18 protein-coding genes are annotated in these 21,863 nt (G+C 40.5%); 1 reads left to right on the top strand and 17 read right to left on the bottom strand.

Features of this window, described 5'->3' with window-relative positions:
• Positions 1 to 192: 192 nt before the first annotated feature.
• From ACIQXU_RS08920 to ACIQXU_RS08855, 14 genes are all read right to left on the bottom strand, one after another.
• A complete protein-coding gene (locus ACIQXU_RS08920; RefSeq protein ID WP_402988346.1) occupies positions 193 to 1,551 on the bottom strand; it encodes an FAD-dependent oxidoreductase in 1,359 nt (452 codons plus the stop codon).
• Between the two features lie 33 nt (positions 1,552 to 1,584).
• Positions 1,585 to 2,304 carry an SDR family NAD(P)-dependent oxidoreductase gene (locus tag ACIQXU_RS08915; RefSeq protein ID WP_402868810.1) on the bottom strand — a complete coding sequence of 240 codons (720 nt, stop codon included), beginning with the start codon at positions 2,302 to 2,304 and terminating at the stop codon, positions 1,585 to 1,587.
• A 20-nt stretch (positions 2,305 to 2,324) separates the two neighbouring features.
• Positions 2,325 to 3,056 (bottom strand): ABC transporter ATP-binding protein, encoded by a 732-nt coding sequence (locus tag ACIQXU_RS08910; protein ID WP_402868813.1) that lies wholly within the window; start codon positions 3,054 to 3,056, stop codon positions 2,325 to 2,327.
• Positions 3,046 to 4,908 carry a branched-chain amino acid ABC transporter ATP-binding protein/permease gene (locus ACIQXU_RS08905; protein ID WP_402988342.1) on the bottom strand — a complete coding sequence of 621 codons (1,863 nt, stop codon included), beginning with the start codon at positions 4,906 to 4,908 and terminating at the stop codon, positions 3,046 to 3,048. Before ACIQXU_RS08905 ends, ACIQXU_RS08910 begins: the two co-directional genes overlap by 11 nt.
• Positions 4,905 to 5,774, bottom strand: coding sequence for a branched-chain amino acid ABC transporter permease (locus ACIQXU_RS08900; protein ID WP_402868818.1), 870 nt, complete (start codon positions 5,772 to 5,774; stop codon positions 4,905 to 4,907). Before ACIQXU_RS08900 ends, ACIQXU_RS08905 begins: the two co-directional genes overlap by 4 nt.
• A 29-nt stretch (positions 5,775 to 5,803) precedes the next feature.
• Positions 5,804 to 6,976: an ABC transporter substrate-binding protein gene (locus ACIQXU_RS08895; protein WP_402988812.1), complete on the bottom strand. Its 1,173-nt coding sequence runs from the start codon at positions 6,974 to 6,976 to the stop codon at positions 5,804 to 5,806.
• A 172-nt stretch (positions 6,977 to 7,148) separates the two neighbouring features.
• Entirely contained in the window at positions 7,149 to 8,348 is a 1,200-nt protein-coding gene (locus tag ACIQXU_RS08890) for an ABC transporter substrate-binding protein (RefSeq protein ID WP_402988331.1), read from the bottom strand.
• Between the two features lie 175 nt (positions 8,349 to 8,523).
• On the bottom strand, positions 8,524 to 9,123 hold the full coding sequence (locus ACIQXU_RS08885; protein ID WP_402868821.1) for a TetR/AcrR family transcriptional regulator: 600 nt from the start codon (positions 9,121 to 9,123) through the stop codon (positions 8,524 to 8,526).
• A 243-nt stretch (positions 9,124 to 9,366) separates the two neighbouring features.
• Complete coding sequence (locus ACIQXU_RS08880) at positions 9,367 to 10,167, bottom strand: SDR family oxidoreductase (protein WP_402868823.1); 801 nt, start codon at positions 10,165 to 10,167, stop codon at positions 9,367 to 9,369.
• Between the two features lie 85 nt (positions 10,168 to 10,252).
• The gene (locus ACIQXU_RS08875) at positions 10,253 to 11,014 is read right to left on the bottom strand and encodes an SDR family NAD(P)-dependent oxidoreductase (RefSeq protein ID WP_402956949.1); all 762 of its coding nucleotides are present in this window, start codon (positions 11,012 to 11,014) and stop codon (positions 10,253 to 10,255) included.
• 104 nt (positions 11,015 to 11,118) lie between these two features.
• A complete protein-coding gene (locus ACIQXU_RS08870; protein WP_402988326.1) occupies positions 11,119 to 12,192 on the bottom strand; it encodes a phosphotransferase family protein in 1,074 nt (357 codons plus the stop codon).
• A gap of 90 nt (positions 12,193 to 12,282) precedes the next feature.
• The gene (locus ACIQXU_RS08865) at positions 12,283 to 13,521 is read right to left on the bottom strand and encodes an acyl-CoA dehydrogenase family protein (RefSeq protein ID WP_402868828.1); all 1,239 of its coding nucleotides are present in this window, start codon (positions 13,519 to 13,521) and stop codon (positions 12,283 to 12,285) included.
• Positions 13,522 to 13,611: 90 nt separating this feature from the next.
• The gene (locus ACIQXU_RS08860; RefSeq protein WP_402868830.1) at positions 13,612 to 15,546 is read right to left on the bottom strand and encodes an oxidoreductase; all 1,935 of its coding nucleotides are present in this window, start codon (positions 15,544 to 15,546) and stop codon (positions 13,612 to 13,614) included.
• A gap of 262 nt (positions 15,547 to 15,808) precedes the next feature.
• Positions 15,809 to 16,576, bottom strand: a complete 768-nt coding sequence (locus ACIQXU_RS08855; RefSeq protein WP_402988323.1) for an SDR family NAD(P)-dependent oxidoreductase — start codon at positions 16,574 to 16,576, stop codon at positions 15,809 to 15,811.
• A gap of 152 nt (positions 16,577 to 16,728) precedes the next feature.
• Here ACIQXU_RS08855 and ACIQXU_RS08850 point away from each other — a divergent pair, with 152 nt between their 5' ends.
• Positions 16,729 to 17,472, top strand: coding sequence for an SDR family NAD(P)-dependent oxidoreductase (locus ACIQXU_RS08850; RefSeq protein ID WP_402868834.1), 744 nt, complete (start codon positions 16,729 to 16,731; stop codon positions 17,470 to 17,472).
• 682 nt (positions 17,473 to 18,154) lie between these two features.
• Here the strand turns inward: ACIQXU_RS08850 and ACIQXU_RS08845 are convergent.
• The 3 genes from ACIQXU_RS08845 to ACIQXU_RS08835 form a co-directional block, all read right to left on the bottom strand.
• Positions 18,155 to 19,705, bottom strand: coding sequence for a flotillin lipid rafts scaffold protein FloT (locus ACIQXU_RS08845; protein ID WP_402988316.1), 1,551 nt, complete (start codon positions 19,703 to 19,705; stop codon positions 18,155 to 18,157).
• Between the two features lie 23 nt (positions 19,706 to 19,728).
• On the bottom strand, positions 19,729 to 20,247 hold the full coding sequence (locus ACIQXU_RS08840; RefSeq protein ID WP_402988312.1) for an NfeD family membrane protein: 519 nt from the start codon (positions 20,245 to 20,247) through the stop codon (positions 19,729 to 19,731).
• 466 nt (positions 20,248 to 20,713) lie between these two features.
• Positions 20,714 to 21,751: an aldose epimerase family protein gene (locus ACIQXU_RS08835; protein ID WP_402988310.1), complete on the bottom strand. Its 1,038-nt coding sequence runs from the start codon at positions 21,749 to 21,751 to the stop codon at positions 20,714 to 20,716.
• Positions 21,752 to 21,863 lie beyond the last annotated feature (112 nt).

The raw sequence follows: 21,863 nt of genomic DNA, 5'->3' as shown, positions 1-21,863 counted from the left end.
ATGGCATCCGCCATTTCGTTCAACATCTCCCAGTTGATGCAATTCTTTTTCTCTGGACGATTCAACCAAAGTGTCGCCACGTTATTTTCCTTTTGATATTCAATAAACTTATACATATTGCACTCTCCTCTATATAAATTTTTTTACTAACTATACAACTATAGAAGTCTATTAAAAGCTTATGAATTTCTTTTACACATTACTTACTTTTGGTACAATCCATCCTGCTGTCTTTACAGCTTGCAAGGCAAATCCGAGGGCCATTGCCAACCCACCGCCATACCCACGTTTATAAACATTTCCAGTATCCGCTCCAGCAACGAGAAGTCCTGGAATCGGCTTCCCTTCTGAATTCAGTGCTCTAGCCTGATCGTCAATTCGAAGACCAGCATGAGTAAATGTAATGGCTGGTTCCACAACAAGTGTATAATAGGGTGCCTTGTCCAACGGCCGAAGATCATAAGCACGTGAAGGGTTGATTTTTTCAGGGGATGAAACAACTTTTTCATTGTATTCTTTGATGCTTTGCACAACTGTCTTCCCATCAAATCCCCATTGAGCAGCAATGTCACTTAATTCTGTAATCTCCTTTACCTTTATCCCAAGTGCCCCATGTTGAAGAGCCACCTGCAACCTATCCTCCGCTTCAACGCCATGGACAAATGACTTTAAGACATGTTCCTGTTGGATATGTTCGTCCCAGACAAGCAATCCACGTGCATTTGGCTGAAACACCAACTCATTTGAACTGCGGAAATCCCCTTGACTCTCGTCGGTAAACCGGACTCCTTCCTCATTAAATAGGAGCGAATAGTCACTATGATATTGGGAGAGTCGGGTAAATAGTGATGGGTTATTAAGACAGGCTGGTGAACTTATCAAATGTCCATAAAAACCTGGGTTCTCACCAGCCCATGTTGATCCTGCCTGAAGTCCTAAGCGGATTCCATCACCAGTACTGTTAGGATTAGACCTCAGGGCAATACCTGCCGCGTTTGGGTGGATTTTTTCTGCCCTGAGAGCAGGATTTGCCTGAAAACCACCTGTAGCTATTAGAGTCCATTCTGCTTTTACCTCAATTAATTCGTTATCATCGAGAATCCGTGCTCCCTCTACCCTCCCTTCAGGACTTAAAATTAGCTCTTCAACAAATGCACCTAAGATAATTTGACCACCCGCCTTCCGAATCATTTTTGTACAATCCTGAAGATGCCCAGTTACATTCAACGCATAACCGAGTCCATGAAGAACAGGTGTCGGTCCCGACTGAAACATTCCGCGGCTGCGCATCCATTCTGTTCCTTCTGGAAAATTTTCCAACACAACACGAGCCAAATGTGGGTCTCCATCATCCCATCCTCTAAGTACCCGTTCATCAGGAACTGTCCAAAGGAATCCTGCATGTTGTCCAGAACCACCAATCTCTGACGCTTTTTCTACCACTAATACTTTTGCGCCTGCATCTGCCGCACGGCCGGCTGCAGAAAGTCCTGCCATGCCTGCTCCGATGACAATCAGATCATATTCAAGAAACATTTGTTCATCTGTCAAATTCACTAACCCCTTTCCTCTGTTTCTAGCGCATTACCAGCGGAACCCAGCAGTTAATCCCCCATCTAACGGAATGATGGTTCCTGTTGCGATTTCCCAACGCATTAAATCCACGACTGCCTGGGCAATGTCATTAGGCTTGCCACTTTTCCCAATTGGAACGTAGTCCCTTACATAATCTTGAGCATTCTCAACAGTCATGGAAGTGTTAACAAAACCTGGACAAATCGCAATCACTCTGATCCCTGCTGGCGCAAGATCCATTGCTGCCGCTTTTGTTAAAGCAATAAGCCCCCCTTTTGAAGCACAATAACTTGCTCGATTATTTAAGCCCATTAAACCCGCAATAGAAGCAATATTAATAATTAAACCCCCGCGACCAGCAGCTTTCCATGCATTTCCGACTTCCCTAGTGAGATAAAATGGAGCCGTTAGGTTCACCCTCATCGTGGTTTCCCATTCCTCATCGGTAGCATCTAAAACGGTAGTTGGCCAGCGGACACCAGCATTATTCACTAGTAGTTCGATTTGAGATGAATCTAACTCACTTACCATTTGTTTAATAAATTGAGGATCTCCGATATCCCCTACTTTTTTAATTAAAGCATTCCTTGTGACCTTCTCATCAAGAAGATCCAAGCCTACTTTATCCACATCTGCGGCAACTACAGTGTACCCCTCTTCTATTAGCCGGATAGCTATCCCGTTCCCCATTCCCCGGGCAGCACCGGTAACAATAGCAATTTTTGTCACACTCCCACCCCCATTTGATGTTACTTTGTTCCAAAGTATCCCTCTTGTAAGACCTCACTTGCAGCTGTCATAGTGACAGAACCATGATATCGAATACTTCCACCTTCAAGTACAACCATGTTTTTTGCATTCCGCAGTGCATAGGTAGCCATCTGCTCAATGACGATTACCGTCAATGCCCGTTTATTTAGCTCAGAGATAATTTCATATATTCTCTCAATCATTTTAGGTGCCAATCCCAAAGATGGCTCATCCAAAATAATGGTATCGGGTCGGGCCATTATTGCCCGGGCAACCGCAACCATCTGTTGCTCGCCACCACTTAAAAGTCCAGTAGGTTTATTTAGATGGCGTTTCAGTTCTGGCAGAAACTCTAGTATATCCTCATAGCTTCTCATCATCTCGACTTTGGATTGACCGGAGCCATAGGCTCCAATAAGCAAGTTTTCTTTCACTGTCATCGAATTAAATAATCGGCGTCCTTCAGGAACCAGAACAACTCCAAGTCCGATGAATCCATCACCTGATTGTTTACCCTTATGTTGTTTCACAGTGACCGAACCAGACGTTGGGCGAAGCATTCCACCTAAGATGAGAGCAAGTGTAGATTTACCTGCACCATTTGGCCCTAGGATAGCTGTAAAACTACCCCTTTCAATTTCTAGGGAAATATCTTGAAGAGCAAGTACTCCGTCATACCGGTGTGTTACATTTTCAAGGCACAATTCCTTTGCTACTATATTAGTGATCATCGGTTAAGTCCTCCTTACCATCTTGTAGTACAGAACCAAGATAAGCTTCCAGCACTTTTGGATTGTTTTTAATTTCATCAGGGGTTCCTGTTGCAAGTACACTTCCAAAGTCCAGTACCACCATCTGATCGGCAATACTCAGTACCTCCTGTACCACATGGTCAATAATTAAAATCGAGACTCCAGCTTGTTTCATTACTTGTAGGATTAACCGTACCTCCTTGCGTTCATCTGCATCTAGTCCTGAAAATGGTTCATCCATCACAATGATTTGTGCACCAGTAGCCAAAGCTCGAACAATATCGGTAACCTTTTGGACACCAAAAGGTACCTCCGCTGGATAGGAATTTGCATATGGCCGTAATCGAAGCTGATCAATTAACTTTTCAGCAATCTTAAGTGGTTCTTTATTATTTCCTTTGCCATTTAGTACTTTATGGCTTTGTTGGGCTGCTAGAATAATATTTTCTTCGATAGTGAGTTCTGTAAATAGTTCAGCATGTTGAAAGGTACGGCCAAATCCATGCTGTACTCGCTGGTAAGGCGCTAACTGTGCTAAATTGATTTTTCCAAAGCGCAGGCCTTCAAAACTTGAAGGTTTAACATACCCACTCAAAACATTTAACAGAGTAGTTTTCCCTGCACCATTTGGGCCAATCAGACCTACTACACTCCCAGCTGGAACATCGAGACTAACATGATTTAGAGCACGAACACCTCCAAAAGATACGCTAAGATCTGAAACCGTCAAATTGGATGTTGCTGGGTTTAAGAATCCTTCCACTAATGAATGAAGATGTTCACTTTCGTGAAATTCTATTAGAGCATTTTCCGAAGTAGCAGCAACAAGTTCTTCTTTTTTCACAATCATCTTACTTCTCTTTTTTAGGCGTTTTAAAATACCTGGTACAATTCCTTCCGGCAAAAATAACAATACAAGAATGGTTGCAAAGCCAAATACATACCCAGAAATCCCCTGTACCTCTCGAGCTACTTCAGGTACTAGTACCAGGAACATTGCACCTAACATAGCACCGCCAATACTTCCCACCCCTCCAACTACTGTACAGAGCATAAGGTTTGTAGCAATCGCTATTGTAAAGGCTTCGGGACTGATATACATTGTGGAGTAAGCAAGAGACACTCCAGCTACAGAAGTAATGGCACCACTTAACCCAAAAGCTAACGCGTTTTCAAGAGAAGGTTTTAATCCAATCGACATGGATGCCATTCGCTGACTTTTTACAGCTAACCAACGGCGTCCAAGTGTTCCTTTAGTAATAATGGTAACTAGCAGGAAAACCAAGGTGAACAATACGGTCGTTAACACTACGTAATTATTAGCACTAATCGGATCCTCAGAAAATAACAAGCGAGCAGGACCAACCGTGATACCCTGATCCCCACCGGTTACTGAGTGCCATCGTCCGATTACCTCATTTGATACCAACCCAAGTGCCAAAGTTAAAATGGCCATGTAAAGGATGGAAAATCGTCCCGCGCTGAGACCAATTATCAACCCTATTATTAGCGTAATCACAAAACTAATCAGAATAATTAATTCAACCGAGAAACCACGTACACTCAAATTTGCTGCTAGGTAAGCACCGATCGCTAAAAATGCCGTATGTCCAATGGACCAAATCCCAGAGTAACTCGCCAACATACTGATTGAAATAGTCCCAATAGCATATATGAGTGTAAGGTTGATCACGTAGCTAACATAAGAACCCACTAGACCCGCCGGCCCAAGAATAACTATTAAAGCTATCCCCACAATAACAATCAAACTAAGCTGAGTGTTTTTTTGTTTTCTATTTTGCCCTAGAGCGGAGATGTTATGACTGTTCATACCCTAGCTCCCCCCTTAGCCCCCAGTATACCGCTCGGTCGAATAAATAGAATGGCGACGATTACGGCAAATACCATCGTGTCCCGAAAACTTGCTGAAACATAACTTCCAGCTAAATTATCCATAATCCCAATCATCATACCGCCAGCTGCTGCACCCATCATATTGTTCAGGCCACCCAAGAAAACTCCTGCAAAGGCCCGGAAAAGAACCATTGCCATCAAGGTAACACTAACGGAAGTCTCAGCGGCCATAATGAAAGCTGTTAACCCAGCTAAGCCACATCCTAAAAACCATGCAAGACTTGCTACTCGACTACTTTTTATGCCTACCATTTTGGCAGCAAAGTGATCTTCAGCAGAAGCCCTCATTGCTAATCCTATACGCGTCCAGTTAAATAAGGTTGCAACGAGCAACATAGCAACTATTGCTAGACCAGTAGCCAATAGTTTTTGATAAGTAATTGCCACCCCTAAAAACGTAAAGCTACCATCTATAATTGGAGGGATTGCCCGGGGGGTAAACCCCCAAACAGTCCCAATTAACGCCTGAAGTACTAACCCAAACCCCATTGTTATGACCAATGCTGAAAACATGCTGCCGGGCCCAAGCGGGCGGATGATAAATCGTTCTACCCCGATTCCAATCATGCCAGCTACGATGAATGTAACAGGCAGTGCCAATATTACAGGAACTCCCAACGCCATCACGGATAAAGCAACGTAAACTCCAATAGTTGCTATATCTCCAATTGCAAAGTTTACAACATCTGTTGCCCTAAAAATGATAACGATTGAAAGGCCAAGTAGTGCATAAAGAGATCCACTTACCAGTCCTGAAAAAATTACGGAGAGTAAATCATGCATCGTATTTCTTCACCCCTTTTCTAGTTTATCTACCAATCTGTCGCCGGATCTATAAAGCCCCCTACCGTTTTCCATTCTCCATTTTCAACCTTAACAGGTTGAATTTCTTTAACACCCAAATGATTGTCAGATGTAAAGGATACTGGAGGAAGAATATTTGTCTCATAATTTTCAATAGATTCCAAAGCACTAATTAACTTTTCACGTGTCGGTGCTCCATCAATCTTTTTCAGAGCCTCAACAAAGATTTTTGACTCAGCCCACGTAAATAGAGATTGGAAATCTGGTGTTGTATCAGGATCATGCTTTTTCAGAACCTCTCTATACTCCTTAACAGCAGGTGAATTAGTTGTAGGCGGCACAGTCCAAGACATAGCATGAAGTCCCTCTACGGCTCCTCCTCCTAACTCCAATGTATCTAGTGAAGCATTAGGTGAATATGTGTATAATGGAACTTCGAAATTTTTGTTATCCAACGCCTTTGCCAACGCAATTAATTCCTCAATCGGTTGAATCATAACAATAGCATCAGGTTTCCGGTTAATAACTTCGAGGGCAATTGGAGCATAGTCTGCCGTACCATATTTTACCGGCAATAGATCTACCGATAAACTCGATTCGACGGTTTTTACACCTGGTTCCACATTATTAGCCACTATTTCGTATACCGCCGGATCGTTATGAATAACAAGAATATTCTTAGCTCCTTCCTTAGCAGCCCATCTTCCAAGAGCACGAGCTTGATCTTCGTATGGAATCATCACCCCATAAAGATTTTCACGGGATGGATCATACCAGTTTTCTAGTCCTCCATAGACATTTAACAAAGGTACCTTTTTTTCATCTAATACGAATGAGAAAGTTGCTTCTGTTTGTGCAGTTCCAAAAGGAGCTACAATAGCGAAGACCTCGTCTCGTTCAATTAGTTTCCGGGCAGCAGCAACCGTTTGCTGTGGGTCCCGGCCACTATCTTCTGTGATGTATTCAATCTTCCTTCCGTTTACTCCTCCATCTTCATTGATCATTTCAAAATAAGCCTCAATCCCTTGGCGCTGGGTACTACCATAAACAGCTGCAGGTCCTGTCATCGGCAACCATGCCCCAATTTTGATGGATTCTTCTGTTATACCTAGTGTCTTCTCCGCATTTCCACCGCTACACCCAGCTATAAATAATAGCAGCATCGCAATCCCTAATAGCACCTTTTTCAATCGCCATACCCCCACTATTTTTAATAATGTAAATATTCAGAAATTATCTCCCAAAAGATATCTGTTATTTTCGGATAAAAGGTTGGAGGCTGGCTGTTCAGAATCTTTCGGTTGATCGCTAAAGGTCAAAATCACTTTGTTGCCATTTTCAAAGGACTATCCTTTACCATTCCTTATCAGGATCAATGAAATCCCCTACAGTATTCCATTCTCCATTTTCCACCATGACTGGCTGTAATTCTTTTACACCCATATGGTCACCTTCTGAGAAGTTTACTGGAGGAATAATACCGTTTTCAAAATTCTCCATCGATTTTAGTGACTGAACAAAAGATTCACGTGTAAGAGGCCCATCTACCTGGTTTATTGCCTCTACAAAGACTTTAGCGACTCCCCACATATATAGGGATTGAAAATCAGGATGTGCAGACGGTTCGTACTTTTTCAAAGCTTCCCTATATTCTTCCACCTCTGGAGTGTCGATGGTTGGCGGCACCGTATAAGACATCGCCCTTAGTCCTTCAATTGCTTTGCCACCAAGTTCTAACGTATCATTTGATACATTAGGTGCGTAGGTGTAAATAGGAAGATCCAGATTCTGTCGATTCAATGCCTTTGAAAAAGCAATGAGTTCCTCTACCGCTAAAATAGCGACAACAGCATCGGGCTTTTTGTTTGCTATCTCGAGTCCAATCGGAGCGTAGTCAGAAGTCCCAAACTTTACCGGGAGCAGATTAACAGATGCTTCCTTGGAAATTGTATTGACTCCTGGCTCAACAGCTTTAGCTACATTAATAAACGCTGCGGGGTCACTGTGAACGACAACGATATTCTTCGCCCCTTCCTTAGCTGCCCAGTGGCCTAAAGCTTGTGCCTGGTTTTCATATACCACCTGAACCCCAAAAAGATTTGGTTTAACAGGATTCCACCAATCGTTCGCTCCACCCTGTCCCGGCAGGAAAGGTACTTTCGCCTGATCTAGCAAATAGGGAAATGTTGCCGCGCTCTGTGCCGTGCCGTTGGAGCCCACGACTGCAAAAACTTTATCCCGCTCCACAAGTTTACGAGCGGCAGCCACAGTTTTCTGTGGGTCGAAAGCATTATCTTCCACTATCCACTCAATCTTCTTTCCATTTACACCACCATTATCATTGATCATCTCGAAGTAAGCGTTCATCCCAGTTTGCTGAAGTATTCCATGTGCAGCAACACCACCTGTAAGAGGGAGCCAAGCACCAATTTTGATAGAAGTATCCGTGACCCCTGTTGCTTTTTCTCCTTGAGATGTAGTTACATCCGTTCCATTACTACAAGCAGCTAACAAAGAAGTGATTATAATTAAACCTAAGGCTAGTCTTTTCAAATCCCATTCAACTCCTTTTGAAGAGCGTCCATTCTAATTAACATTGAGATACTCAGAATTATAAGCATGGCCCCTTATAGGAAGCGCTTACATTAACTATTTAGCTCATAAATCCGCTATACAAATAATATAAGAGGATTTATGATAGTCTATTAAAAAAGTACCTTATCTTTATTTACTTAGAAATTCCAAATTTCACAAATTCCATAAGCTCATCTAATAATTTGTCGTCAACTTCTTTTCCATCCCACAAAACCCATTTCATACCAATATAATTCATAATGCCCATAAAAGAATAGACAATTATTTCTGGGTTTAGTTTTCGAATATCCCCTATTTCCATTGATTCCTCAATCCGCTTGATATAAGGTTCAGCGAAAACCTCCATTATTTTCCGATGAAGCTCTTTATCGACAAATTCAGCTTGTGGAAATAAGCTATACCAGTAGGGTCTTTCTTTTAAAAAATCTAACATTGCCTTAAAACCTTCTCTTTCCATCTCAATCCTATTGTCTATCCCTGCTGTTTTTTTTCGTAGGACTTTTGTTAACTCACTTTGCATTTCCCAAAGTAGTGATTCAAATATTTGGTACTTAGATTCAAAATAAGTATAAAAATTACCTAATGAAACTCCTGCCCTTTGGGTAATCTCTGTTACACTGCTCTCGTGATATCCATTCTTCCCAAAAACATATTCTGCCGATCGTAAAAGCTTATTTCTAGTTTGAATTCCTCTGTTAGTTTTTGGAATAAGGTTCTGATTCTCTTGGGGCATTGCAATTCCTCCTTAGTACATATAAAGTGAATCATGTTTCAATTATCATTATAACCGATTGTTTTGGTCAAGCTAATACTGTTAGAGGAATTTATCAGTATTATATTTCCTTGTATGTTTTATTTTAGTGAAAACTGATTCAGTATTTAAATTAACTTTATAATAATTTAACATTTTTGTCAATATTTTGAAAATTTAAATTATATACATCCGATAATTCTCAGATTCCCCCATCCACTCCGATTAATTTTTACGGGAATATTGACTTGCACCTTGGCCACCATCAATTGGAATCGTAACACCATTAATGAACGCTGCTTCTCCAGAAAGGAGGAATGCAACAAGGAGTGCCACTTCTTTCGGCCTCCCTAACCGTTTAGCTGGAATTCCATCTGCATGTTGAGCAGCTGCAACTTCCCAATTTTCCGGATTAATATTTTTAAAATTATTGATCAACATATTCGTTGCAATTGGACCTGGTGCTATTCCATTGACACTAATGCCGAATTCAGCATATTCGATTGCAGCTGCTTTTGTTAGACCTACCACTCCATGTTTTGATGCTACGTACCCTGGCTTATGGTAAAGTCCCCGAAGGCCTGCAACCGACGCAGTATTCACCACAAATCCTTCTTTCTGCTTTTTCATCACAGCAAGAACATGCTTTAGACCATAGAACACGCCAGATAAGTTAATATCAATTAGCTTGGAAAACAGATCGCTATCATACTCCTCGAATGGCGCACTTGTGTCGACAATCCCTGCATTATTAAAGAAACCATCAATTCTCTCAAAACGACGAATAGTATGATCAACGTATTTCTTCACTAACTCTTCATCGGAAACATCTGCTGTTAAAAGGAGTACCGGGGATTGCTGCGTCTTTTCGGTAATGAGGCTTCTTGTTTCCTCAAGTGCCTCGATGTTTTTGTCAACAAGGGAAAGCATAGCCCCTTCAGATGCTAAATGAATGGCTGTTGCACGGCCTAAGCCAGACCCTGCACCCGTAATTAACACTACCTTTTTTTCAAAACGTTTATACATCTTAGCCTTCCTTTCTAATTTCTTAAACAGAAGAATATTCTGTTGGTCAAAAGACCTTCTTATTCATAAAAGAGTGAACTAGTCACTACTCAGAGGTTACCCCTCCATCAATACTTATCGTTTGACCTGTCATGAAGTTGGAAGCATTGGATGCTAGGAATACTGACATCATGGCAATATCTGAGGGCTGACCTAGCCTTCTAAGTGGAATCAAATTCAGCATCTTCTTTAAGAGTCTTTCATCTGCTATTTCTCCTGTATTGATATCCGTACTGATGAGCCCTGGTGCAATTCCGTTTACTAATATTCCATGACGAGCCCATTCTGAAGCAAGCGACTTTGTCAGCTGAATGACCGCCGCCTTGCTGGCCCCATACGGAGCAATCCGTTTAAAAGTTTTGATTCCCCCAATGGAAGATATATTAATGATTTTCCCGCTCCCTTGTTCTATCATGATTTTTGCTGCTTCCTGACAGGCAAAGAATAAGCCCTTAATATTAATATTAAACATCGCATCCCAATCTTCGCTTGTAACTTCAATGGAAGGTTTGGTAATACTGATACCTGCGTTATTTACTAATATATCTAGCCTTCCAAATGTATCCGCTACCATTTGGAACATATTTTGAATTTCGTCTAAATTCGCTATATCGCAGCCAATGGCCAGTGCTTGCCCTCCCTCCCGGATCACATCTTCTGCCACTTCGTTACAATGTTGAATGTTTCGGCTCGCAATGACAACGATTGCCCCTTGGTTTGAAAACGCTTTCACTATTTGCTTTCCAATCCCCCTACTCCCTCCTGTAATAAGGGCCACTTTTTCATTCAAATCAAAGAGAGAGTCCAATCTCTTTACCTCCTTAAAAAATAGCAGTTTTCCCTTTTTGATAAAACTCTTATGGGATTGCCCCCACTGAGATGGATGTGACTATCTATCCAGCAATGTACTTATTAAAATTTCTTTGTCTCGATAATTTCATTGGCATATTGCATCAAACTATATATAGACTGATCCAATGTTGCAAACCGTTTGTCCTTTGTCTGGCCAAGAGACCATCTATAATAAATTTGCTGCATCACAACCGCAATTTTAAAATAAGTAAACGCCATATAGAAATGCAGTGGAGGGATATCTTGCCCGGTCTTTAAAGAGTATCGGTGTATATATTCATCGCGAGTGATAAATCCAGGTGAGGTCGTCAAGGATGGTAAACTCTGTTTAACAGATTCCCAATCATTCGTTTGGGTCCAATAACCCAAGGCGGCAGCTAAGTCGAATAAAGGATCAGCAATCGCAGCCAATTCCCAATCAAAAACTCCAACTACTTCCCCGACATTTTGTTTGGAGAACATCATATTATTTAGTTTATAATCATTGTGAATAACTGTTGCTCCTAGTGAATGAGGAATGTTCTCAGTGAACCATTTTCCTATTTTATCAAAATAGGGTATATCATGCGTTTTACTTCGCTCAAACCGAGTTAACCAATTGTTAACTTGTCTCTCAACAAAGCCTTCAGGGCGTCCAAAGTTTTCTAATCCTATAGCCTTGTAATCGATTTGGTGAAGCTGTGCCAGCGTATCAACCGCCGCATAGGAAATTTGTTTGGATTTTTCGTCTGTAGCTGTAAAATCTGTCGGGAATTTCGCATCGAATACATAACCCTCTTTCCGTTCCATAATATAAAATGGGACTCCTATTATCGACTCTTCTTCACATAAAAGGTAGGTTTTTGGTACATAAGGGAAAGCTGGATATAATTTCTCTAATAAAGAGAACTCCCGTTTCATGTCGTGTGCTTTAGGAGGAAGAGGTCCTATAGGGGGACGCCGCATAACAACTTCTGCCTCCCCACATCGAATTAAATAAGTTAAATTGGAATACCCGGCTGAAAATTGAGTCACTTCAAGCGGTTCATTTGGCCACCAATTTAAATGTTTAAGCATATAGGAGTGAAAAGCTTCCCGATTAAAATCTTCCCCTTCACGAACGACTGATATCACATCGCTTTCATGGGATTTCATCTTATTACCGCCTTTCCGCCAATTCACTAGTTTATTTCCATTACTTGAAAACGTTTATGATAGGTGCACCTTACGACTTTATTAATCATTCTAATGATTTAAAGTATACTTAGTCTCTTTTTGATTAAACTGTTTTAATTCTTGTTTTGCCACAGCTTCCCTGTGTACCTCATTGGGTCCATCCGCCAGTCGAACAATACGTGCATATGCCCAGTTTCTAGCAAGAGAAAAGTCTTGGCTAACTCCGCCTCCTCCGTGAACCTGAATGGCTCGGTCGATTATTTTCGTTGTCACTTCTGGTGCAATGATCTTTATCATCGCTATTTCTTTCTTCGCTTCTTTATTCCCTAATTTATCCATCATATATGCTGTTTTTAGAGTTAGTAGACGTGCTTGGTCAAGTTCAATCCTTGAATCCGCTATCCATTGCCGGATAACCCCTTTATCGGAGATAGCGCTTCCAAAAGCGACCCGAGTTTGTGCTCTCTCAATCATTGATTCCAATGCTCTTTCTGCCAAACCAATTAGGCGCATACAATGGTGAATTCGACCAGGCCCAAGTCTTCCCTGAGCAATCGCAAAACCTTTTCCTTCTCCCAATATCATATTTGAAGCAGGTACCCTTACATTTTCAAATAATACTTCTCCATGCCCATGAGGTGCATCGTCGTATCCATACACGTTGAGGCTTCGAAGAACTTTTACTCCTGGAGTATCAATCGGGACCAAAATCATGGATTGTTGCTCATAGGTTGGGGCATTGGGGTTGGATTTCCCCATAAAAATAAGAATTTTACAGCGTGGATCCGGGGCGCCCGATGTCCACCATTTGCGCCCATTAATAACGTAATGGTCTCCATCTCTTTCAATACTTGATTCAACGTTTCTCGCATCAGAAGAGGCCACTGCAGGTTCTGTCATCGCAAAGGCAGATCTGATTTTCCCCTCCAATAAAGGAATCAGCCAATCCTTTTTCTGTTGCTCCGTACCGTATCGTACCAACACTTCCATATTCCCTGTGTCAGGTGCACTACAATTAAAAGCTTCCGGACCAATGAAGGGAGAGCGGCCCATTATTTCACATAAAGGAGCAAACTCCGAATTAGTTAGTCCTGCTCCGTACTCACTTTCTGGAAGAAATAGATTCCATAGGCCCTTTTCCTTTGCTTTAATTTTCATTTCCTCAATGATTGGAGGGATTTCCCACCTCGATGTGCCTTCATTTAACTGTTGCTCATATACGGTCTCATTTGGATAAACATATTGTTCCATAAACTCCGTTACCTGATGTTGCAGATCCTTTACTTTATCTGAGAACTCGAAATTCATCCTAATACATCTCCCTTATTATTAAGATATTTACCTCCTAAACTGCCTTTCTTTCCTGTTAAATTGATACATTTATTAACTTTTTATCAATTAAATCTTACGGGCAATTCGATGACCCTCTAATATTGCATGACTTATCCGCCGAGGTGAGATGGCATCGCCAACTAAGTGAGCCGGAATAGCTACATCCCTAAGTTGCTTGGCAAGAGTGTTTTCTTGACGTCTTCCCGCATCTATGACAAGTAAGTTTGATTCTATGAGTGTTTCTTCCCCACTTAAAACATTACGAACTTTAATATTATTTCCATTAGCTTCTGCGATTTGGTGTAAAATCATAAATTGTACCCCAGCTGTACTCAGTCGATTAAGAAGCAGTTGAATGCTTTCATGCGGAATGCTTGCTCCAATTGTTCGTGACGGTGTCACATATATCACCTTATAACCCTTCGCAGCAAGACATCCTGCCGTACTTAATGATGGCCAAAATCCTGTCCCATCATCTACGACAACCGCAGTTTCACCTACGCCTTTTGACAAATCGTCAGACTTTAGCACATCATAAACCGTCAATACCTTACCTTTAATAGAATCATGAACCTTAGGTTGTTCTGGCACCGCTCCAGTTGCGAGGATAACCGTATCAAAACTGTTTAAGTCATTAACATCTACGGCTTGATTTAAATTTACAGTAACCTCAAGTCTTCGAACCTCTGATTCTAAGTAATGAATGACGTCGATCAGCTCCCGGCGGTTTGGTTCCCTTGCTGCTATTCTCACCTGTCCGCCTAAGGTCGCTTCTTTTTCAAATAGTTCGACTGAATGCCCTCGTAAAGCTGCTACCCTTGCTGCTTCTAAACCCGCTGGCCCTCCTCCGACAACGGCAACCTTTTTTATGTTATTGCTCTTAGGTATTATTCTATCTAACTCATTTTCGCGGCCTGTAGTCGGATTAACAGCACAATATAAAAACGGATCAAATGATCGGCAATCCTGGTTACAGCCGATACAAGGAATAATTTCATAACTGCGACCTGTTTCTGCTTTGAGTGGCCACTCTGGATCGGCAATGAGGGCTCGGGTAATCCCGACTAAATCTGCTGCTCCTTCTGCCAAAATCTTCTCTGCCATATTTGGGTCTTTAATACGTTGACTAACAAGAATGGGTATATTAGTAGCTGAGCGAATTTCCCTTGCTGCGTCTACCGTGACTCCTTGAGGAATGGTCAAATCCTTTACATATCCTCCTCTAATCCCCTTCGTAATGTTCAAATAATCGACAGGACTAATTCCAGACAGCACTTTGACAATTTGAAGTGTGTCAGCTAACTGCATGCCGCCGCTTACCTCTTCCTCCGCACTCAACCGAACACCTATAACAAAATCACTTCCCGTTTCCTTGCGAATGGCTTCCAGTAATTGAAGTAAGAACCGCATTCTTCCTTTTAGGGAGCCGCCATATTCGTCATTACGTTTATTGGTTCCAGATGAAAGAAATTGAGCGACCAAATAGCCATGCGCAGCATGAATTTCAACCCCGTCATACCCAGCCTTTTTTAAATTTAATGCCGATAGTACAAAGGCATCGATGATCTCGTTAATTTCTATATGTGTTAGCTCAATCGGCCGGTAAAGAGCACGAGGTGATTGAATGGCAGATGGTGCTCTTAAAGGATAATCGGATTCTCCTCCAATCATCTCTCTGCCTAAGTGAACCAATTGACCAATCACCTTAGCTCCGTTGGCATGAATCGCCTCAGCCCTGCGTCGAAACATCGGAACAGCTTCTTCCAAATATGCCTCATTTAGCATTCGTCTCCGAAGTCGAGAACTTGGATGAACAATGGTTCCTCCCGTAATTAGGAGTCCTGCACCGCCTCGTGCTCGTTCCTCCCAATACTTGATGTCCTCTTCCATCGGAACACCGTCTGTAATCATTGCTGTACCATGAGCAGTCCCAACAATTCTATTCCTCAAGGTAATACGTCCAAGAGTAAAAGGAGAAAATAAATGTTGGTGCTTCGTCATCGTTTAACATCCTCTCAAAAAATTAGGAATTCAAAAAACGAGTGCCTTAAAAATAATAATTTACCAATACATGAATCACCTTTCAACATCAATTGTAATAGACCGACTTTTGATTAGTCAATATATTTAGAATATTTTTACAAATAAATATTATATCTTGAGGCTTCCTGTTGAAGTATTCCTTGACTCGGCTACATTTCTTAAACATGAAACATTATAACGTTCTAAATACTTTTACCCTTCTAATTTCAAACGACTGTTTTTACTGGTCTAACATCCCGCCATCAACGGTATATAATGATCCTGTTACGAAAGATGATTCCTCCGATAAAAGAAAATTCATTACAGCTGCTACTTCTTCTGGTTCCCCATACCTTCCTAAAGGTGTGGCCATCTCATTAAACGTTTTTTGTTTCCTTACATTACCGGAAATCTCCTCAATCCTCCTCATCATCTGTGTATTTATCGTACCAGGACATACAGCGTTTACTCGAATTCCATATGGTGCTGATTCTTTAGCCACGGAGCGCGTTAACCCTATAACTGCATGCTTAGACATATTATACGCTGAACTTCCAGGTACCCCCATTAGACCTGCAAGTGAAGAAGTATTGAGGATTGCACCTGATTCCTGTTTTTTCATTACGGGAATGACATATTGTAGTCCAAGAAATACCCCTCTTACATTTACTTTATATACTAAATCTAAATCCTCTACTGCTAGGTTTTCAATTACCCCTCTTGGTCCTTCAATCCCAGCATTATTTGCAAAGTAGTCTATCCTTCCAAATTTCTCAACTGTTTTTTGAACAAACATTTTAACATCTTGTTCTCTAGATACATCTGCTTTTACAACTAGAACGTTTGCTTTCTCTAATCCAGTCTCAAACACAATTTCTTGAAGCATTTCTTCTGCCAAGTCCACAAGCACTAAATTTAATTCTCGTTTTGCCAGCCGTTTGATTAAAGCCTTTCCAATTCCTCCAGCAGCACCTGTAACAATGGCTGTAGTTGAATAATTATGAACCATATCAACTTCCCCCTCTTTAAAAGATTCTTTCTACTGACTAACTTAGAATATTAAAAACTATAAATCAAGTAAAATTAGAATCTTTTTAATTTTCTGTTATTTTTTTTGACGTTATGATACTTTTAATATAACAAATATTAGGAGATGGTAGTATGGGGAAACTGGACAAAAAAGTAGCTATCGTAACGGGGGGAGCTTCAGGAATTGGACTTGCAACTGTAAAAGCATTGATAGAACAAGGGGTCACAGTAGTAATCTCTGATTTAAATGAGCCCCCGGGAGTATTTGCCGAACAAGAGTTGAAAAAGAATGGAGCAGAAGTTCTATTTATAAAGGTTAATGTTGCTGAAGAAAAATCCGTTGAAAATCTAGTAACAGAAACGGTAAATAGATATGGAAAAGTCGATATCTTAATAAATAATGCTGGGATTGGCGGGTTAAATCCAACGCATACACTCACTTTTGAGCAATATAATAAAATTATATCAGTGAACCAACACGGTGTATTTTTTGCGGCAAAACATGTCATTCGTGAAATGCTAAAAACTGGGGGTGGTTGCATAGTAAATACTGCTTCTATCTTAAGTACTGTCGGCCTTCCTGAAACGTTTGCTTACACAGCTAGTAAAGGAGCAGTATTAAATTTAACCAAGACTCTTGCACTCGAATACGCTGATAAAAATATTAGGGTCAATGCCATAAGTCCCGGTTTCCTCGAGTCCGGAACCGTAAATAGGGAAGCTAATAATCTTTCCTATAAGGAGCTTATCGCTAAACACCCGATTGGAAGACTTGGAAAACCGGAGGAAATTGCTCATGCCATTATTTTCTTATGTGAAAATGATTTTGTAACAGGAACTTCGCTAATCGTTGATGGAGGCTATACTGCGAGATAATGATTTTAACAATTACTTGGGTAATTGTATAAAGGGGCTCTTCTAGAGCTCCCAAAAATCACTCAAGCAAGTGCATTAATCTCATTTCCCCTTACTATTTCAAAAACACAAGGAATAGTATACTAATATTTTTTCACTATAATAGCTCATGCTCCCATACAAACCACTCCCAATATATATATTCATACTTTCATCCCTTAAACCTTCCACAAAAAATTAGTGTTATTTTAAAAATTCTGCTGGTACTTCCTGTTTCTCCGTTTCACAATTTTCACAAATAAATCTTGATTCGTACCTATCACAAAGGACCTATTAAGGGGGTTACCATTTTATTTTCAAAAAAAGTAATTCAAGGAGAAAATCATCCATGATTTCCTTCGTATGAATGGTGATCTGATTATAAATTGGTTATGTCATTCAAACTTCTCCATGTATTTTTTGGAATAGATAAAGCACCTCCTTTAATCATCGTACCCAGGAGGTGCTACTATTTAACATTTAAATGGAACCCTTATTTTACTACATATTAAATGGCTAACTCTAATACTGTGTATACCAGGAATTTACCATCAAATAGTAGGATGAACCAATAAATTTTAGTTTAAATTCAAATTTTTCTTTACATTGAAATTTCACAATTATCCCCACCGAGTGTTTCCTATCCTTTTCTGCTTACCCTATTTTATAAAATAGTCTTCTCCAATTCTTCTTTCCCTGCACCGATCGTCGCATTCATGTCTACATTTTCTTGATTCACCGTGGGCGGGTATATATTTCGCTTACCTGAAAAGTTATCCAGTAAGTCTTTCACATCAATGCCTGAAGATTCCTTTAAGGACTCTTGTAGTGTGGACATGAGGTTCGTCGCGTAAGAGGTCACTTTGTTAGCACCCCCATTTACACCATTCCCACCCGTATCCACTACCGTTATTTTATCAATGTTACCCAGTGGAGAAGCTATTTGTTTTGCATACTCCGGGAGCATTTTCAGGATCATATCCATCACGGCCGCTTGACCAAACTGTTCAAATGCTTCAGCAATCTTCTGTTTTGCTTCGGCCTCTGCCACCCCTTTTAAACGGATGATATCGGCATCTGTTGTCCCCTGGGCCCTTTGTGCATCGGCTTTGGCAAGTCCATCCAACCGGATACGTTCCGCTTCCGCTTTTGCCATTGCTTCAATTTTGTACTTATCTGCATCAGCTTCAGTTATTTGTTTCATCTTATTTGCCGAAGCCGCTTGCTCCACCGAATAACGGTCAGCATCCGCTTTTTTCTTCACTTCGGAATCATATTGCTTTTCTCGGCGAAGAATTTCTTTTTCTTCAAGCTCAATTTGCTTTTGCCGTTCAATAATCCTGATTTGCATTTCGTGTTCCATTACATCTTGCTTTGAACGGGCTGTTTCAAGATCATATGCTTGGTCTGCACGTGCTTTAGCAATGTCCTGCTCCCGGCGAAACTCTGCAACCTTTAACTTATTGATTTTTTCGGCTTCCGCTATTTCCGTTGCCCTCTCAAGTTCAGCACGTTGGGCCTCTTTTGAAGCTTCCGCCCGTTTAATCCTGGTTTCTTTTTCAGCATCAGCCGTTGCAATATCCGCATCCCTTTTTACTTGGGCAATTCTTGGCTTCCCTAGTGAATCAAGATAACCGTTTTTATCACGCACATCTTTTATTGTAAAAGACACAATGATTAGCCCCATTTTTGCTAAATCTTGAGAAGCGACCCGCTGAACTTCCTGTGAAAATTTTTCACGATTTTTATAAATTTCTTCAACGGTCATGGAGCCAAGAATAGATCTTAAATGTCCTTCTAGCACTTCACGGGCTTCCTGTTCACGATCGTCCTTGGTCTTTCCTAGAAATTGTTCAGCAGCCGTGGCTATGTCCGTTATGGAACTACCGATTTTAATGATGGATACACCATCTGCCATAACTGGTACACCTTGTTCCGTATATACTTCAGGCGTAGAAACCTCCAGTTTACTCGATAGCAGGCTTAACGGTTCTGCTTGCTGGAAAACCGGAAGGACAAAGGCTCCTCCACCCCGGACAATTTTTATTTTATTTCCTGATTCATCGGCATGTACGTTTTTATTCCCCAAATAACTTCCAGTAATAATTAATGCTTCATCAGGACCAGCCGTACGGTACTTCGTAACAAAGACAGCAATAAGTGCAATAAGTAAAAAAGCAACAATAGCAATAACGATCCATATTAAACTTGTCATAAACATTCCCTCCTCAACCCTCTTTAATTATAATGGGGCATGACATAGACAACCCCATTTTTCACCTCAATGATCAAGACTTTAGTTTCTGAAGCGATTTGTTCATTTTTGAAACTTGCCGCAGTCTTAGAAATACTGCCGCTATTACTCTGTATTAACACTTCGCCAAACCCGTCTACCGGAACTGTCGTTAAGACAAGTCCCACCCTTCCCCTCAAATCATGATCATGAAAGGTTAAGCTTGACTCCGCCCTTGAAACGGGAATCAAAACAAACACATTCAATAATGTGACGGTTGTTAATGCCAGTAAAAAAGAAAGGCTTACAATCACACCGGCATGGAGATCTGTAACTGATTCAAACAGAAAGCCACTTGCAAAAAAAATCGTCAAAAAACTAAAAATCAAAGTAGGATTAAAAATATCCGGAAGTTCTAATCCAGAAAATACATCATTAAACAAAATGATTAAAAATGTCAGTCCTCCAGATAAAATTAATCCATATAGATAGACGGTTTCTAGTGGTACTCCATACAACTCCATATTTTCATCCCTTACATAAGGTTTTATTCCCCACAAAAAATGAGCATCATTTAATTTAGCCGCTACCTCCTCTTTCTTTTCATTTGATACCATTTATATATTAGGGTTTAAACCCATATTATACTTTAATTACCATTAATACGAATGAAAGCAGGAAAGGTTTCACATTTATAATAAATACCCCTTAATTCGGACCTACTTACTACAATTGCTCAATTTCGATAGGAATATAAAGTGTTCGTCATTTTTTTCAATATTCATTTTGAGGATACTATAGAAATAATGTACGGGGAAATTGTTTTATTTTATCGTGGCATAAATAAAGCACCTCCTATGATTAATTGTCCTCAGGAGGTGCACGTGTTTAATATTCTCTTGTGAACTTTATTATTTTTACCTCTATATGCTCAATTGCCCTAAGTCCCGACTGCTGGACCGGATCCTCACGTATGGTAGAAACTTCAACTTAACGGGGGCTAACCTCGATTTTAAACTTTGTTTGGGACGTATAACTTTCGCCTGCCAAAAGCAGAATATCTCCAAAACCTTCAAATTCCTCCGCTCCTGGAGCAGCTTGGGTTTCAAACGTTATTCCACCATGTTGACTTAATTTTTCTCCGTGCATCAGTGGAACACCTTTCACAAAGTTTGCCGTGTAAATGACAACTGCAGGTTCATCTGTGTATACCTCGACTGTTATTTTCCCGTCAGGACTAATTAATTTGGCTGCAATTTGATGAATTCCTGAAGAGGTAAGGAAAAATGGATGATCGATTCCTTGAACCTTTTCAACCTCTGCGTCAATAGCATCAAAGGTTGAACGTAATTCCTTTGGCGTACGAAAGTCATAAGGCGTGCCAATTGTGCTTCGCTTTTCCCCAGTTACCGTGGTATCTTCATTTACTGGCGCAAACTCTTCAGAAAAAATTTGTAAGAAATGATTATCGATTGGATTGCTAGGGTGCCCTGTTAAGTTAAAATAGACGTGATTGGTCGGATTAAAAATTGTGTCTTTATCACTTTTTGCTTGATAGTTCACTGACCAAGTATTTAAGTTATCCAATGTATACGTCACACTTACATTCAAATTCCCCGGAAAGCCATTTTCTCCATCAGGTGAGTGAGTTGAAAAAGTGATTGACGCACTTTCATCATTCTCCTTCACTTCATAATCCCATATTTTTTCATCGAACCCGGGATTGCCACCGTGTAATGTATTCCCCAATTGATTTACAGATGTTTTGTACCGGGATTCACCAATTGAAAATTCACCATTTCTTATTCTTCCTGCCACTCTACCGATTGTAGCTCCATAATATGTTTCTTTTTGGTAATCTTCAATCGTGTCAAATCCCAATACGATATTATTGGGACCTGATTCCGTTGGAACAAAAAGATTGACGATTCTTGCTCCAAAGTTTGTAACTTCCATTCTTACTCCATGATTATTTTCCATAGTAAACAGCAATATATTTTTTCCAAATGAGCTATGTGATACTTTCATTATTTCGGCTCCTACCCTATTAAATTCTTCTTTAATTAAAAGCTAAAACACCATATCTTTTTTTATAGTAAAAAGACAAAAGCCCGAAGTATTCACTTCGGCCTTAAGTTAG

The organism is Peribacillus sp. NPDC097284 (assembly GCF_044761765.1).
Classification (GTDB): domain Bacteria; phylum Bacillota; class Bacilli; order Bacillales; family DSM-1321; genus Peribacillus.
This window is presented reverse-complemented; position numbering and strand designations above follow the sequence as displayed.